General features: G+C 38.0%; 16 protein-coding genes. 5 read left to right on the plus strand and 11 right to left on the minus strand.

Annotation, left to right across the window (positions count from 1 at the left end):
- Window positions 1-2: 2 nt before the first annotated feature.
- Both pgmB and ACNTMY_RS06305 read left to right on the plus strand, forming a co-directional pair.
- Complete coding sequence (gene pgmB / locus ACNTMY_RS06300) at window positions 3-665, plus strand: beta-phosphoglucomutase (RefSeq protein WP_423215808.1); 663 nt, start codon at window positions 3-5, stop codon at window positions 663-665.
- Between the two features lie 42 nt (window positions 666-707).
- Window positions 708-2249, plus strand: a complete 1542-nt coding sequence (locus ACNTMY_RS06305) for a family 43 glycosylhydrolase (protein WP_423215809.1) — start codon at window positions 708-710, stop codon at window positions 2247-2249.
- 64 nt (window positions 2250-2313) lie between these two features.
- Here the strand turns inward: ACNTMY_RS06305 and rhaD are convergent, their stop codons facing one another.
- The 3 genes from rhaD to rhaB are packed head-to-tail and all read right to left on the minus strand — an operon-like array spanning window position 2314 to window position 5882.
- On the minus strand, window positions 2314-3132 hold the full coding sequence (gene rhaD, locus ACNTMY_RS06310; protein WP_423215810.1) for a rhamnulose-1-phosphate aldolase: 819 nt from the start codon (window positions 3130-3132) through the stop codon (window positions 2314-2316).
- 24 nt (window positions 3133-3156) lie between these two features.
- A complete protein-coding gene (rhaA, locus tag ACNTMY_RS06315; protein WP_423215811.1) occupies window positions 3157-4422 on the minus strand; it encodes an L-rhamnose isomerase in 1266 nt (421 codons plus the stop codon).
- 14 nt (window positions 4423-4436) lie between these two features.
- Entirely contained in the window at window positions 4437-5882 is a 1446-nt protein-coding gene (gene rhaB, locus ACNTMY_RS06320) for a rhamnulokinase (protein ID WP_423215812.1), read from the minus strand.
- Window positions 5883-5992: 110 nt separating this feature from the next.
- Here rhaB and ACNTMY_RS06325 point away from each other — a divergent pair, with 110 nt between their 5' ends.
- The 3 genes from ACNTMY_RS06325 (at window position 5993) to ACNTMY_RS06335 (ending at window position 8366) form a co-directional block, all read left to right on the plus strand.
- Window positions 5993-6955 (plus strand): AraC family transcriptional regulator, encoded by a 963-nt coding sequence (locus ACNTMY_RS06325; RefSeq protein WP_423215813.1) that lies wholly within the window; start codon window positions 5993-5995, stop codon window positions 6953-6955.
- A 66-nt stretch (window positions 6956-7021) separates the two neighbouring features.
- Complete coding sequence (locus ACNTMY_RS06330) at window positions 7022-7957, plus strand: DHH family phosphoesterase (RefSeq protein WP_423215814.1); 936 nt, start codon at window positions 7022-7024, stop codon at window positions 7955-7957.
- A 163-nt stretch (window positions 7958-8120) separates the two neighbouring features.
- Complete coding sequence (locus tag ACNTMY_RS06335; RefSeq protein WP_021142736.1) at window positions 8121-8366, plus strand: type B 50S ribosomal protein L31; 246 nt, start codon at window positions 8121-8123, stop codon at window positions 8364-8366.
- A gap of 90 nt (window positions 8367-8456) precedes the next feature.
- Here ACNTMY_RS06335 and ACNTMY_RS06340 read toward each other — a convergent pair whose 3' ends face one another.
- The 8 genes from ACNTMY_RS06340 to ACNTMY_RS06375 form a co-directional block, all read right to left on the minus strand.
- On the minus strand, window positions 8457-9179 hold the full coding sequence (locus ACNTMY_RS06340; protein ID WP_423215815.1) for a glucosaminidase domain-containing protein: 723 nt from the start codon (window positions 9177-9179) through the stop codon (window positions 8457-8459).
- A 129-nt stretch (window positions 9180-9308) separates the two neighbouring features.
- A complete protein-coding gene (locus ACNTMY_RS06345) occupies window positions 9309-10820 on the minus strand; it encodes a zinc ABC transporter substrate-binding protein AdcA (protein WP_423215816.1) in 1512 nt (503 codons plus the stop codon).
- A gap of 128 nt (window positions 10821-10948) precedes the next feature.
- Window positions 10949-12346 (minus strand): C69 family dipeptidase, encoded by a 1398-nt coding sequence (locus ACNTMY_RS06350; RefSeq protein WP_423215817.1) that lies wholly within the window; start codon window positions 12344-12346, stop codon window positions 10949-10951.
- Between the two features lie 429 nt (window positions 12347-12775).
- Window positions 12776-12943: a hypothetical protein gene (locus ACNTMY_RS06355; protein ID WP_423215818.1), complete on the minus strand. Its 168-nt coding sequence runs from the start codon at window positions 12941-12943 to the stop codon at window positions 12776-12778.
- A gap of 74 nt (window positions 12944-13017) precedes the next feature.
- Window positions 13018-13929, minus strand: coding sequence for a DNA-binding protein WhiA (whiA, locus tag ACNTMY_RS06360; RefSeq protein ID WP_024343788.1), 912 nt, complete (start codon window positions 13927-13929; stop codon window positions 13018-13020).
- On the minus strand, window positions 13926-14903 hold the full coding sequence (locus ACNTMY_RS06365) for a YvcK family protein (RefSeq protein WP_423215819.1): 978 nt from the start codon (window positions 14901-14903) through the stop codon (window positions 13926-13928). Before ACNTMY_RS06365 ends, whiA begins: the two co-directional genes overlap by 4 nt.
- Entirely contained in the window at window positions 14900-15790 is an 891-nt protein-coding gene (gene rapZ, locus ACNTMY_RS06370) for an RNase adapter RapZ (protein ID WP_021142742.1), read from the minus strand. The genes ACNTMY_RS06365 and rapZ overlap by 4 nt, the downstream gene beginning before the upstream one ends.
- Complete coding sequence (locus ACNTMY_RS06375) at window positions 15783-16553, minus strand: DUF1003 domain-containing protein (protein WP_423215820.1); 771 nt, start codon at window positions 16551-16553, stop codon at window positions 15783-15785. The genes rapZ and ACNTMY_RS06375 overlap by 8 nt, the downstream gene beginning before the upstream one ends.
- Window positions 16554-16613 lie beyond the last annotated feature (60 nt).

Below are 16613 nucleotides of genomic sequence, written 5' to 3' on the forward strand. Positions count from 1 at the left end.
TCATGAAAGGTGTATTATTTGATCTTGATGGCGTTATTGCTGATACTGCAGTCTATCATTTTGCAGCTTGGCGCCATTTAGTAAAAAAACATTTTAATGCTGAATTACCTGATAAACTAGAAGAGAAAACAAAAGGTGTTAGTCGAGAAGATTCTCTGCACATCATTCTAGATTTTTTAGGCATTCAAGTCTCTCATGAAAAATTCACAGCCTTGGCTGCTGAGAAAAATCAAGCTTACGTTAAAGCTCTAGATGCTCTTTCTGAAAAAGATATTCTTCCAGGTATCAAGGATTTGCTTGATGATTTCAAAAAGCACAACATCAAGATTTCACTTGCTTCTGCTAGCAAAAATGGACCACTCATTCTTGAAAAACTCGGTCTAACAGATTACTTTGATGCTATTGCAGATCCTGCAAAAGTCACAGCAGGAAAACCTGCTCCAGATATTTTTCTAGCGGCAGCATTTGCTTTAAATATCTCTCCTTATGATTGCGTAGGTATTGAAGATTCTGTTGCTGGAGTTAAAGCAATCAACAGTGCAGGCAGTGTTTCCATCGGTGTTGGTGGCGATGAGCTCAATCATGCTGATAAACGCTTTAACAGCACAGCTGACTTAAATTATCAAGATATTCTAGAAGCTTGGAAAAATTATAATCACAACTAAACACAGCCGAGTTAATCACTCGGCTTTTATTGAAAGGAATTTATGATGACTATTACTTCTTACCAAAATCCAATTGTTCGTGGCATGTACCCAGACCCATCTATTGTTCGTGTCGATGATACCTTTTACCTTGTTAACTCAACTTTTGAATACTATCCAGGCATCGCTCTGTCAAAATCAAAAGACCTTCTTAACTGGACAAAATTGCCTAGTATCGCTAAAAATCATAACCAAGCTGACTTACGCAAGGCTAAATCTAACGAAGGCATTTTTGCCGTTTGCATTCGCTATCACAAAGGCTATTTCTACGTCATTACCACAAACTTTGCTGAATGGAAAAACTTCATTATTCGTGGAAAATTGAGCTCAGATAAAGAACGTATTATCTGGGAGAACAACCGCATTGAAGTTGATTTTCCAGGAATTGACCCAGACTTATATTTTGAAGATGATAGAGCATACGTCCAGTTCACTGGCTACCTTGAAAATGGTCAAAAAGCCATCCGTCAAATTGAAATTGACATCACCACAGGACAAACACTTAAACAAGCTGAAATTCTTTCTTACGGCTCTGGTGGACGTGATGTTGAAGGGCCTCACATTATCAAAAAAGACGGTTACTACTACCTTCTTCTTGCTGAAGGCGGGACTGGACTTGGTCATATGATTACTATGTTTCGAAGTAAAAATCTCTGGGGACCTTACGACGAAGCTGCTCCTTGCACTCCTCTTTTTACTAATCGTGATCGTGCTGAACAACCACTCCAAAACATCGGACATGCCGACCTTTTCCAAGACCAATTTGGTAATTGGTGGTTAACTTGCCTTGGAACGCAACCAGCTAGTGTTGGCTTTGTCCAATACACAAATATCGGACGCGAAACACTACTATATCCCGTTGATTGGTCAGGTGATTGGCCTGTCATTAACAATGGCACGCCAACTCAAACAGTTAATATGACAGCTTTTCCAGAACACGCAAAGATTCTTTCCGAACAAAAAGCAACTGATTTTGTTGATACCTTTGAAACTACTGAACTTAATCCTGAATGGATTAGCTTACGTGACAGCTTAGCTAGCCGCATTATTTTTAAAAAAAATACACTAACTCTTACTGGTTCAACTGAAAAGTTAGACGGGCTTGGCGTTCCAAGTTTTCTTGCTGTTCGCCAAACAGAACACGACGAAATCTTCCAAATCGAACTTAACCAAAACAGCAAACTTAATAGCGGTGCTTTTGGCTTAGCAGTCATGATTAACTCTAATCACTACACTGCTCTTATGATTGAGAAATCAGAAGATAGCTTTGCTATTTACAAACACCTTAGAGTGCTTGATATCGAAATAAAAGAAAAAATAGGTGAACTATCTGAATTACCAACAGAACTCAGCCTCACTAACACAAAAGAAAATAAAATTTTCACTGCCAAAACTGACACAAAAGAAATCACATTCAGTGTCAATGCCATGCACTTCTCAAATGAAGCAATCGCAGCACTAAATACTGGCGATGTCCAAGGTATCTATGTCACAGGCGATGCCACAATGACCATCAATAAAGCAAGTCGTAGAAAGATTAAATAAGCCATAATAAAAGCCAACCCTAATGGGCTGGCTTTCTTTTTGAGGAGAGTTTTCTTTTAACGGCTTAATCTAAGAAACCTTCATGAGGAGCTACTTTGAAATAATCTGCGATTTCACGTAGTTGAGTATCTGTAATTTCTTGTTGAATTTTTCCACCTTGAGCACTGATTTGTGAGTAAATCATGGCTGCTTTTTCTAGGACTTCTACAAGACCGTAAGTGTCATCAAGTGATGTTCCTGAAGCAAATAATCCGTGATGTGGCCAAAGAACCGCTTGATATTCTGACATTTTAGCTGCAGTAGCTTCACCAATTTCAGTTGTTCCAGGAGTCATGTACGGAATGACACCGATTCCTTCTGGGAAAACAACAATTGACTCAGCTTGCATTTTCCAAAGTAGACGTGACAAGTGACGTTCTGATAATTCTTGCGTGAATGACAAAGCAATCAAATTTGTTGGGTGACAGTGGAAAACAACACGTTGTTCAGGATTGGCTTTCAGGCGCTTGATATGACTCATCAAGTGACTTGGAAATTCTGAAGTTGGACGTCCACCCGCCTCAAATCCCCAAACAATTTCGTAAGCTTTTCCGTCATCAGAGATTTTGACCAAACCAAGATCGCGTTCAGGATTGTCATAAACATTTCTAAAATGGCAACCAGTACCAGTAACAAGATAATAATAACCTGCTAAAACTGAAGCATCAAACCCAAGAGAGTAGCTACGTTTTACTTTTGAAACATCTTCAAATTGCTCAACCTCTTCAGCTAATAAACGGTAAGAAACATTGCCACCATTACGTTCATCCCAGTAACGAAGATAAGATTCTCGTGTTACTTCACGCATATTTTTTACAAATGATGATTCTACAAATTTAGTCATTTTTACTCCTTTTTTTACTGAAAATTAATTGCGTTCTGCTAAAATTTTTGCTTCATAGTCTTTAACTTCTTCAAACCAATCAAGTCCAACTGGCACATTATTTTTAAGGCAGAAGTAATTCCAAACATCACTGTATGGGAAATCTTTTAACTCTTCTGTAAGCACCAAACGTGATGTAAAGTCAAAATGATTTTCCAAGTCTTTCAATTCTTGCGTTGGCTCAAGCATAGCTTTCAAAAGTGCTTTTTGGGCATTACGTGTCCCAACAACCCAAGCAGCAATTCGATTAATCGTACCATCAAAGAAATCAAGACCAATCGCTGTGCGTTCAAGCAAATCATTGCGAACAATCTCTTTAGCGATTTCTTGTAACTCATCGTCCATAATCACAACGTGGTCAGAATCCCAACGAACTGGACGAGATACGTGAAGCATCAAACGGTCACTAAATAAGGCAAGTGAAGAAATTTTATTTGAAATGACTTCTGTTGGGTGGAAATGTCCCGCATCAAGCAAAATTGTTTTGTGACGTGTTAAACCATAGCCCATGTAAAATTCATGTGAGCCAACAGTGTATGCTTCTGCTCCAAGTCCGAAAAGCTTACTTTCAACAGTATCGACGTTGTATGTTTCATCAATTTCTTCAGAAAAGATTTCATCTAGCGACTCCATCAAGCGTTTGCGTGGTGCTAATCTATCAATCGGGTTATCTTTAAAGCCATCTGGCACCCAGAAATTGGTATAGCAAGTTTCACCAAGCTCTTTACCAAAATATTCTGCCACTCGACGGCTACGTTTCCCGTGTTCAATCCAAAAATCGCGCACTGATTTATCAGGATGAGACAGTGTAAAGCCATCTTTCATCATAGGATGTGAGAAAAATGTTGGGTTAAAATCAAGTCCAATACCTTGTTCTTTAGCCCAATTCACCCATTTTTCATAATGTTTTGGCTCAATTTCATCCAAGTCAACAGCTTCATCTGTATCAAGGTAAATCGCATGGAGATTAAGTTTGTGTTTACCTGGGATAAGTGAATATGCTTTTTCAAGATCAGCACGCAATTCATCTGGCGTGTGAGCTGCTCCTGGGTAATTGCCAGTTGACATAATACCTCCTGTCAATTCGCCATTTGGCGTCAAAAATCCTTTGACATCATCACCTTGCCAGCAGTGCATTGAGATTTTGACATTTTGTAATTTTTCAAGAACAGCATCAGTATCAACGCCAACTGCTGCGTAGCGAGCCTTTGCTGCTTCATAAGCTTTTTTAATTGTTTCTTTAGTTGTCATATGTTTATCCTTTTTTATTGAAATACTGTTTTTTTATAAATTTCTAAGTGACCTCGATCCGCAATTGGACGCGGTTCATAACGCTCAAATATTCCTTGCTTATTGAGCCACTCTCTTGCCTCTTTCAAATCATGTAACTCTCCAGAACTTATCATCTGAACCATGATATTTCCAAGTGCTGTTGCCTCACCAGGACCAGCTACTACTGGTTTGCCAATGACATCTGCCGTCAGTTGATTGAGCAATTTAACGTGACTACCACCACCTACGATATGCAAAACGTCTAATTTATGACCAAGTAATTTTTCAAGGACTGTCCACTCATGCGCATAAGCAAGAGCCAAATTGGAATAGACGCACATGATTAGTTCGCCGACGGTTTCTGGAACAATCTGATGACTTTCCCGACAATAATCTTGAATTTCAGTAATCATGTTATCAGGATTTGTAAACCGCTCATCATTTAAATTCACATACTGCAAGAATGGTTCAACTTGGTAAGCCTGCTCTGCCATTTCAGCAAAAGTATACTGATAATCAAGCATACGAGCGATTTCTTGTACCGCCCACATACCAGTGATATTCTTTAAGAAGCGATAAGTTTTATAAGCTCCCCACTCGTTGGTATAATTATATTCTAAAGCAGCTTGGCTAAGTAATGGATCGTGATTTTCAGCACCAATCAAAGACCATGTTCCGCTTGATAGATAAGCCCAATTTTTGTTTACTGCCGGAACACCAACAACAGCAGACGCTGTATCATGTGTGGCAACTGCTACAACTGTTGCTTCTGGCAAATTATACTTGGCATACAAGTCAGAAGACAATCTTCCAATGATGCTTCCTGTTTCAATCAATTCTGGCAATTTTCCTGAATCAATACTAGCTAAATCAAGCAAGTCCTGGTCGTAAGAGCGACTATGAACATTTAAGTATTGAGTCGTTGAGGCATTTGTCACTTCACCGACCTTTTTACCAGTCAAACGATAGGCTATATAATCAGGAATCATAAGAATCGTTTTAGCTTTTGCAAGTAATTCCCTATCTTCGGCACACAATTGATACAAGGTATTAAAATTCAAAAATTGAATGCCTGTTTTTTGATAAATTTCATCTTTAGAAATTTTTTCAAAAACTTTTTTCATGACACCTTGAGTTCGTGTGTCACGGTAAGCAATCGGGTCAGCAAGTAAATCGTCATTTTCATCCAACAAAACATAATCAACTGCCCAAGTATCAATACCAATTGTACAGGTGTCTACCCCGCATGATTTAACTTTTTCTAAGCCAAGAAAAATCTCATCAATCAAATGATTAATATTCCAACGATCATGATTATTACTTTTAGCAAAGCCATTTTTGAAACGGTGAATCTCTCTTACTTCAAGCTTTGCAGATGTATCAGCGAGAATAACTCGACCACTTGAAGCTCCAATATCAATGGCTACATGATATGTCATCACTTATCTCCTTTCTGTGTTAACCGTTTACATTTATATTTAACACTATTTTATTTTATGGTACAATAGCAGATAGAAAGACTAATCGTATCAAATTTACAGATATAAATATGGAGTATTTTACAGTGAACCTCGAAGACTTACTATTAAAAGAAACTGAACACGAAAAAAGACAAAAAAGTCTAGGATTTATCCCAGACTTAAAAGATACAAAAATTATTGATGGCGTCTTGCAACTGCCAAACACCTTGTTTTTTGACAATAAAGACATTCACATCTCAAAACACAATCGCTACGCTGATTATCCTGAGCATTCTCACCAATTTTTAGAACTTAATTTTATGTTCAAAGGAAGCTGCCATCAGGTGATTAATGGCAAAGATTTTACCCTAAACGAGGGCGATATTTTGCTGATGGATTCTGGGAGTAAACACTCCATTTCAGCACTCGGAAAAGAGGATATTTTGATTAACATTCTTTTTCAAAACAGCAATGTTTCCCTAAATTGGTTAACACAACTTCAAGGGCAAAATAGTCTACTTTATCAACTATTACTAGCTAATTCAACAAAAAGTCATCAACTTAATTACCTTGTTTTACCAACAAAAAATAACAAGCACATCCAGCAAATCTTAAGACAAATGATGACTGAATATTTTATTCCAAATGATTTTTCTCAAGAAATCATTAGCCACTACTTACCAATCCTTTTTTATGAAATTGCTCGTACTATGGGAAGACTTGATCAAGAGCAAAAAATCGAGCTAGAAGAAACACCATATCTTCAGGTCCTCCGACTTATCGATGAACACTATCAAGAGTTGACACTAGCTGATTTGGCGAATCAACTTAATTTCAATAAAAATTACCTTAGTAATCTCATCAAAGATAAATCTGGCTCAACTTTTACTGAACTTATCAATCAGCGAAAATTGATGAAAGCACAGCTCCTTTTGAAATCCACGCGCATGCCAATCTACGAAATCGCCCAAAACGTCGGATTTTCAAATAAAAACTACTTTTACAAAAAATACCGTGAACATTTTGGTAAATCACCACGTGAAGAGAGATGAGAGGTTTAAATAATGCTCTTTTTCATGCTATAATAAAATAAATCTCAACTTGTAAAGGAACAAACTATGAATACATTTGAAGAAATTTTAGAAAAGATAAAAGCTTACGATACCATTATCATTCACCGTCATCAACGTCCTGATCCAGACGCACTAGGTAGCCAAGCTGGTTTGCGTGAACTCATCAAACACAATTTCCCAACTAAAAAAGTTTTGGCAACTGGTTTTGATGAGCCAACTCTTGCATGGATTACGACAATGGATGAAGTGTCTGACAGCGACTACGATGGGGCTCTGGTCATTGTCACTGACACAGCAAACACTCCACGTATCGACGATGAGCGCTATACAAAAGGCAATTGTCTCATCAAGATTGACCACCACCCTAACGAAGATGTTTATGGCGACCTCTTGTACGTCAATACTAACGCCTCAAGCGCCAGCGAAATCATCTCTGATTTTGCTTTCTCTACTGGCTTACCCCTCTCTAACGAGGCTGCTCGCTTGCTATACTCAGGTATCGTTGGAGATACTGGACGTTTTCTTTACCCAGCCACAAGCAGCAAAACCTTCATGATTGCAAGTAAACTTCGCGAGTACGACTTTGACTTTTCTAGCCTTGCTCGCCAAATGGATTCTATTTCATTTAAAATTGCTAAACTTCAAGGCTTTGTTTATGATAACTTAGAGGTTGATGACAATGGTGCTGCGCGTGTTATCTTGACACAAGAAACAATGAAAAAATACAATGTCACAGAAGCTGAAACATCTGCTATCGTTGGTGCACCAGGTCGCATTGATTGTGTCCAATCATGGGCAATCTTTGTCGAACAAGCAAATGGAAACTACCGTGTCCGCTTGCGCAGTAAAACAAAAGTCATCAACGAAATTGCCAAACGTCATGACGGCGGAGGACACCCGCTTGCCAGCGGAGCTAATTCTTATAGCCTAGAAGAAAACGAACAAATCTACCAAGAAATTAAAGATTTGCTAGCTGAGTAAAAACACGATTTAACCTTACCAGACTGAACTTTATAACATTTCCATTTCAATTCAATTATTTTGCACAAAAGTCTTGTCAAAAATTAGTTTATTTGATAAACTAAAGAAGTTAAAATAACTATGGTGCGGAAAAGCGCCATGGCAGAAAGGAAATCTTTTAACAATGAAACAAAACATCCACCCAGAATACCGTCCAGTAGTATTCATGGACACAACTACTGGTTACAAATTCCTTAGCGGTTCTACAAAAGCTTCTGACGAAACTGTAGAATTTGAAGGCGCTACTTACCCACTAGTACGTGTGGAAATCTCATCAGATTCTCACCCATTCTACACTGGTCGCCAAAAATTCACTCAAGCAGATGGTCGTGTGGATCGCTTCAACAAAAAATACGGTTTCACAAAATAATAAACCGCATTTTACTACAGAAAAAGCCAACTCTTCTAAGAGCTGGCTTTTTTGTTATACAAAAAACGTCAACTCGAAAGCCAACGTCTTTTAACTGATATAAGCTATCCACGCCTCATCTTCTGCTAATATGTCTTTGCTTGTGTACGAACCTCGGTACTTATTCCAAACATGATTCGGGTCAGTTGTCTGTTCACTATTTGTCTGACTCTCTTCAACAACGACTGGATCATCATATGCTGTTAGACCATACTGTTCGATAAGAGCATTTAATTTATCAGCATATGCTGTATCTGTTGCATATCGACCTGTGAGTGCTGCTGTTGCATCCTGATAAGATGTGGTATTTGATTTCCAGGTATCAGCATAAAAATCCCAACTAAGTAAATTAGCATAATCGTTGAGCGAATCAGATAAGCTGCTATACGAACGAAAATCTTGGTCAACTTCGTAAGTGTAGCCACTACCATCATCTTCCCATGTCTGCATAGTCACTGAACTACCATTGTAAGCCCCTTTAATACCAAAAAAATTATAATAAGGTTGCTGACTAAGTGCGGATTGACCACTATTTGATTCTAAAACAGCTTGTGCAATCATCACTGAAGCATAAAGATTTCGTTCTTGACCAATTTGTCGAGCTGTTTCTCCTACACTTGCAATAAAATCTGCAGTTGCAGTTGGTGAAACCTCACCGTTTTCAGCAATTACAGCGTGAGCAGCATGCCTAAAAGTGAGATTAATCCCAAGAGTAATGCAAGTAACTAAGGTCGAACAAGCTAAAAAGAATTTCGTAACTTGTTTTTCTTTCACGTGGCCTCCTAAAATGTAAGTGCTATCTTGTTTCAATTATAGCAAAGATTTCAAGGACTGACAACGTACAAAAACTCATCTTCATATAATCAAAAAAGGTCTGAATCAAGTGATTCAAACCTTTTAATCTTAATGAGCAACAAGGTCTTGAGCAATTTCTTGACCTGACTCGCTTGCTGGGAAGTAAGTTGGCCAGTTATCCATTTCTTTTAGAATGGCTTTTTGGCTAGTGCTTCCCCAGAATAAGTGGAAATGTTCTGCTTTTGTTGATGAAATATTGTGGTCACTAAATTGAATGTACTTAAAGTTACCAGCATTATCATCTTTTGTTTCAAACAGGTAACGAACACCACGATTTCCTTTTTCGTATTTCAAAATTTTGTAACCTACATATTTGTAAGTATATTTGTGCTCTTCACCGTTTTGAACGAAGGTAACGGTGTTTTTCTTACCGTCAATGACGACTTTTTCAACATCAGTCTTGTAACCAGTTGTGTAATAATCTTTGACTTCTTGGGCTGTTTGTTCACCTTTTGAGGCATCTGCCTTATATTCCCAAACCTCATCAAGCGTACCATCAAGCAGATATGGGTATACAGATTGCCATGTTCCTGACCAATCTGTTAGTTTACGGTCAGTGACATCTTTATCTTTAAAATAGCCGTGCTGAACTGTTTTGGTGTCATCTGTTTCAGCCTTGATTTCTTTACCTTTGACATCTGTTGTCAATCGCAAAGCTTTTAAGTTATCTTTCATCACAGTGAAGTAATCTTCACCTGCTTTGATTTCTTTTGTTGTCAAACTTTCAAGCGGATTTAGCACAGCTGTTTTAACTCCAGCTTCGTCTGCTAAAGTTGCTGCAACTTTGCTTGAGGCATTTTCTTCAAAGTAAATGTATTTGATGTCGTATTTTTTGACATATTTTGTAAGGCTTGCTAGACGTTTTGCTGAAGGTTCAGATTCAGCTGACACACCAGTAATTGGAATTTGATTCAATCCATAATCAAGTGCTAAGTAACCAAATGCGGCGTGCTGAGTGACGAAACTTTTTTGCTTAGCATTTGATAAAGCATCTGAATACTTTTTATCTAAATCATTAAGCTTTTCAATGTAAGCTGCACTGTTAGTTTTGAAAGTTTCAGCTTTATCAGGATATTTTGCTACGAAAGCATCACGGATATTTTCAACCAACGTCACAGCACGTTTTGGTGATAACCAGACATGCGGGTCATACTCATGACTGTGACCTTCATGACCTTCTTCCTCTTCTTCAGCAGTGCCAGCCATCAGAAGCATATCACCAGTAGATTTGACAACAGTCAAATCATCAGAATTAATTGATTTTTGAACTTTTTTAACCCATGTTTCCATGTTGTCATCTAAATAAACAAACATGTCAGCATCAGAAATCGTTGCGACATTTTTTGTAGATGGTTCAAAATCATGCGGCTCAGTTCCTGCTTTAATCAGCATTGACACATCGGCTGAATCTCCTGTGACAGCTTTGGTGAACTCATAGACAGGATAAAAAGTTGTCACAACCTTAATCTTGTCATCTGCTGCAACTTGCTTGATATGGCTAACTTGCCATGCAAACAAAAGCGCAAGTAAATTTATGAACAAAAGAAATTTCTTCTTCATGACGGCTCCTTTTCTTAACTAGTTAAGTTAATAGTTTACCAGTAAAGTATATCTGAACTTTTAGTTTTTTGCAAGCATTTTTTGCTTAAAAAGTAAAAATCCCTTGAAAACTTCAAGGGATTGAACAATTAGTCGCTTACTGAGAAACGGTTTGTCATGAGATTGCTTGCATCAAAAAGAATTTTATTCAAAAGTTTTTGAGTTTCTTCTTGGATGTAATCACTCATAGCTTGGTTTTCAGCATCGAAATCGACACTTTCACCATTTGCCATAGCACAATCAACACGTTTGATGCGTGCATGTCCTGCTGCCATTGTTTTTTCAACATAAGCTTCAATATCACCTTCATGTTGGTGGAAATGTGGATCAGCAATCGCAGCAATCAAGCGGTTCGCCCAGTAGAATGAATCTGTAGAAACATTTTCGCCAGTATTTGCAAAATATTCTGGTGTTGTAGAAATTTGAGTAAAGAATGGCACCGTTGTTCCAAATGGCATTGAGCCATATGCCAACCATTGGATACCTGTTGTGTCGTGTGGTTGATCTGGACGCAATTGAAGAATAGCTGTTTGACTTGTGCGATTGATACCGATTGTACGGAAAGTACGTTGGCTAACAGCATCACCTTCTGGTCCATATGGGTCAAATTCAGTGTCTTGATAGTGATTACTCAAGACATATTTCACATCTTCGACAGTAATTTTACGGTATGGTTTTTGTGCCCATGGGATAAAGAAACTGCGTGGATCTTGTTTGATTTCTGGATTCAAGAAACGTTGCATTGCCCAAGCACGTGGAGTGTTATAATGACGGTCTTTATCACGTTGACTACCAAAGGCATAACGAGGGTTGAAATGTTCATTTGAGTAAGTCAAATCCAAGTTATTATCATCGATAAAATCACGCAAATCACTTGAACACATGTAATCATCTGGGTTGTTAAATTCAAAGTGATCAATTCCAAGTTGGTTAGGATTTGTCACATAGCAATCATCTGGCACACGGCGAGCAATCCAGTGGTGACCACCGATTGTTTCCAACCACCAAATTTCATCAACGTCTGAAATGGCAACACCATTTGATTCATAAGTACCGTATTCTTCAAGAATCGCACCAAGACGTTCTACACCTTCACGCGCTGTACGAACATATGGAAGCACCAATGTCAACATATCTTCTTCGCCGATACCTGATTCAACGAGCGGATCAGCACCCAAAACACGCGCATTTGTTGTGATTGTTTCTGTTTCACTCATCGCAACATTAGCTTCATTGATACCTGCTTCACCCCAAATACCATCTTTACGCAACGCATCAGGCACTGAAGTGTAGCGCATTGGATTATCTGGCAAATCGATTTCAAATGAAGATAAAACTGATTTATAATGACGTGGTTGTTCTTCTGGATTAACCACGATAAATTGTTTCGGTGTAAAATCACCACTTTGTGAATCTTCTGTACGGGCAATCATTGTTGAGCCGTCATAAGACGCTTTTTTGCCGACTAATATAGTTGTACAAGCCATAATTTTCTCTCCTTGTTTTCATACTGACACCATTATATCAAATATCGTACACAAAAGTAAAAAAGACGATTAAACAACCGACATTTGTTTTATTACACTAAAAAACACCCGAAAAAAATCGGGTGCGGTTGTAAAATAAGTTCAACATCAGCTTTTCAAGGGTTTTCTTGAAGTTTTTTAGAAAAAGTTATTAATTTACTAGCAATTCTGAGAGAAAGATTTTCAATCTTGACTTTACAGTTTTTAATCCAGAAATTTTAGATTGTGTAACACCGGTTTCTTTGACAGTGCGATATTGTGTTGCATTTTCTAAAAGCCATTCAATATCTTTGCTATTTGCTTCCGTTTTTCTCCTTAAATAATACGATTCATTGCTTCCAAAACGTCAGCAGCCTTTTCAAAACTATATTCCTCATCTTCTATAAAATTTTAAAAGTTTTTCAATGCTTTCAAAATAAGATTTGGAATACTTAGACCATGATCTTTTGCTTTAGATTTGATATAGTCAATTTCTTCTTGTGAAAAGTTAATAGCTATTTTTTTATTACGTTTCAAACCTGTCGCAGGGCGTCCGCGAGGTTTTGAATTAGTTTCCATTATTTCTCCTTTATATCATATTGATAACACATAATATTATGTTAACTTTAAAGCTCAGCTAGGGCTGAGCTTTTTTATAATTCATTTGCGATTTTATTGATTTTGCGAAGTCGGTGATTAACACCGCTCTTTGTTAGGGTACCTTCCAAGTGGTCAGCTATCTGCTGGATTGAGTAGTCTGGGTTCTCAACACGGATTTTTGCAACTTGCTGAAGCTCAATCGGAAGTGTTTCAAGACCAACAGTATCCATGATTTTGATGATGTTGTTGATTGTCTTCATGCTTGCTGTTACTGTCTTTGCGATATTAGCAGTCTCAGCATTATTGGCACGATTGACGTCATTACGCGTCTCACGCATAATCTTAACTTCCTCAAAAATCTCTTTGCATTCCATGGCACCGATGACAATCAAGAAATCCATGATATCCTCAGCTTTTTGAAGATAGGTCACCGCACCATTTTTATGCTCAATAACCTTGGCATCAAGGATAAATTTTCGCATCAAGTTAGCCAAGTCTTCGGCGTGGTCCTGATAAACAGAAAAAATCTCTAGCTGATATTTCCCTGATTCAGGATCACGAATAGTTCCTGTTGCAAGAAAGGCTCCGCGCAAATAAGCGCGCCCCTTATCGTCATCATCTAAAATCGTTGGGGTAATCCCCATCTCAATACCAAAGAACGAATCTGCCAACTGCAGGTCTGTCAAAATTTCTCTGACATTCTCAGCAACAAAAACGTTATAAACACGATTTTTACGGAGATTTGTCTTTTGGTGATATTTGATTTCAGGTTGAACGTGATAAATGGTTTCAATCAACTCGTAAATATGACGAGCAACCTTGGCATTTTCGGTTGTGATAGACAAGGTCAAGCCTGAAGAAGTTAATCCCAGGCTTCCTGACATTTTGATAATCGCTGACAGCTCACTCTTATCAAATCGCGATAAATTCAACAATTCTTCTTTAACTTTTACTGTAAAACTCATCGCTTCTTAATCCTCACAAGGTCCATTAATTCTTGAACGACATAGTCGCCGTTGTGAAAAGCTCCGCCATTTTCCAAACGAAGAAAATCTGATGAAATCACTCGTTTAACTTGCTTACGAAGTCCCGCAAAATCATGTTCAACTTGGACTAAGTATTCATCGAATTTATTGTAATCCATATAATCTTGCGGCACCTTTTCGATGTTGACTAGGACTGTATCAATCACATTTTCACCAATATGGCGATTAAGCACTTCTACGTGATTAGCGTCTGTGAAATGCTCGGTCTCACCGTACTGTGTCATAATGTTACAAACATAAGCAATCTCAGCATCAGTTTCAATCAAAGCTTGCTTGATTTCTGGAATTACTAGGTTTGGCAAAATAGATGTAAATAATGACCCAGGTCCAAGTACAATCATGTCGCTATTCATGATAGCATTAACAACTTTACGACTCGCAGTTGGCTCTTCATCATTGTAAGTATTTGTAACGTAAACATGGTCAATCATGCCCTTATAATCCGCAATATGACTCTCTCCTGCCACCTCATGACCATCTTTAAAAACAGCATGCAACGTTAGTGGATTTTCACTTGCTGGATAAATCTTTCCTGTTACATGGAAAAACTTTGTCAAAATCTGCATGGCATTGTAAGTAGAGCCTTCCATTTCAGCGATTCCTGAAATGATTAGATTTCCAAGTGGATGCCCGGCAAGTAGCCCATCGCCCTCAGCAAAACGGTACTGAAAAACTTTTTCATAAAACTTAGGCATATCACTCATGGCAACTAAAACATTTCGAAGGTCACCTGGTGGCGTCATCTGCGTTACCGAACGCAATGCTCCAGAACTTCCGCCATCATCAGCAACCGTTACGATGGCTGTAATATCGACTTCTTCGTGCCTTAAACTATTTAAAATAACAGGAATTCCTGTTCCTCCACCGATAACGGTAATTCTAGGTTTTCTCATGAACGGTTCACAGTCTCCTTGCGACGATTTTTATCACGGTGAGTTTCATTAACCACCCAATCTGCTTTAAGATCTTCAGCCAAGCGGTGAGCAAAAGCTACGCTTCGGTGCTGACCACCTGTACAACCAACAGCAATCGTTAAAACAGATTTTCCTTCTTTTTTGTAGCCAGGCAAAATTGGTTTAATCAATCCTGTCAGATGTTGGTAGAAATCTTCTGATTCTTCATGGTTCATAACATAGTCATACACATCTTTTTCAAGACCCGTTTGATTACGAAGCTCAGGTTTGTAATATGGATTTGGCAAGAAACGTACATCAAACACCAAGTCAGCATCAAGTGGCAAACCATATTTGAAACCAAAACTCATAACCTCAATACGGAAAGATACTTGATTTTCATCACTTGAGAATTGTTCAGAAATAGTTTTACGCAATTGACGCGGTGTCAATTCTGTCGTATCAACAACATTCTGACTCAAGTTTTTTAAAGGTGCCAAGAGTTCACGTTCCAACTTGATACCATCCAAAATACGACCATCAGCAGCTAGTGGGTGACTACGACGCGTTTCTTTGTAACGTGCCACAAGCTCACCATCTGTTGCATCCAAGAATAAAATCTTGAAATCAATTTTTGGATTTGAATCAATTTTATCAAGGACTGAATTAATTTCATTGAAAAAGAGACGACTACGCATGTCAACAACGAGAGCAACACGATTATTGTCACTTGTTTTCTCAACTAATTCAATAAATTTTGGCACCAATGTTGGCGGCATATTATCAATAGTAAAATAGCCTAAATCTTCAAAGGATTGGATAGCAACTGTTTTACCAGCACCACTCATCCCTGTCACAATAACCAAATTAATTTCTTTATCAGACATTTTCTTCGCTCCCTCTCATTTTTTCAATTTGACCCATCAAACGAACCTGCTCTTCTTGCATACTGACCAGCTGCTTTGTTAGAGAAGCAAGCATTTCCGTTTGTAATTTTTGAATTTCCAATAAATCTGATTGATCTTGCTGAACCAAGTGATCGAGCTTGGTGTGCAGTAATCGAATTCCTTCTTCTGAGACTTTGTTAACATTGTAATCATTCTTTGCTTGCAAGCGGTCATAATCTGATGCACGATTTTGACTCATCATAATCAATGGCGCTTGAATCGCTGCAAGCGTTGATAAAGCAAGATTCAATAGAATAAATGGGTACTTGTCAAAAGCAATGCCAAAAGGTTTTATGACATTTAAAGCCATCCAAGCTCCCATAAAACAAATAAAGGTAATAATGAACGTCCACGAACCTCCAAAACGTGCGACATCATCAGCGATTCGTTGTCCAAACGTAATCTTTCGATCCAATTGATCTTGAACATCCAGCGCCGTATACCCTTGATGTTTTGCCGCATCACACACTGCCTCACGGACGCAATCATTTTTACGATTAGCTTTCTCAATAATCTCTTCTAAAAAAAGAAGGCGAAAGTAAGTCAGATTCTTATTGCTAATAAAAGCATCTCTTTCTAAATCAGGATACTGTCGCCTGACAATCTCTTGCATTCTAATATCCAGTGAATATAAAAAAACTCCCTCTTCAACTGGATAATAGCAATTATCAATACAATCTTGCAAAAGCTTTTTTTGACTCATACAATCCTTCTTTCTGTCTGTTACATTATATCAAAAATAAAACAAAAAAGCTGATTTCTC

The organism is Streptococcus equinus (genome assembly GCF_049393735.1).
In the GTDB taxonomy this organism is placed as follows: domain Bacteria; phylum Bacillota; class Bacilli; order Lactobacillales; family Streptococcaceae; genus Streptococcus; species Streptococcus equinus_G.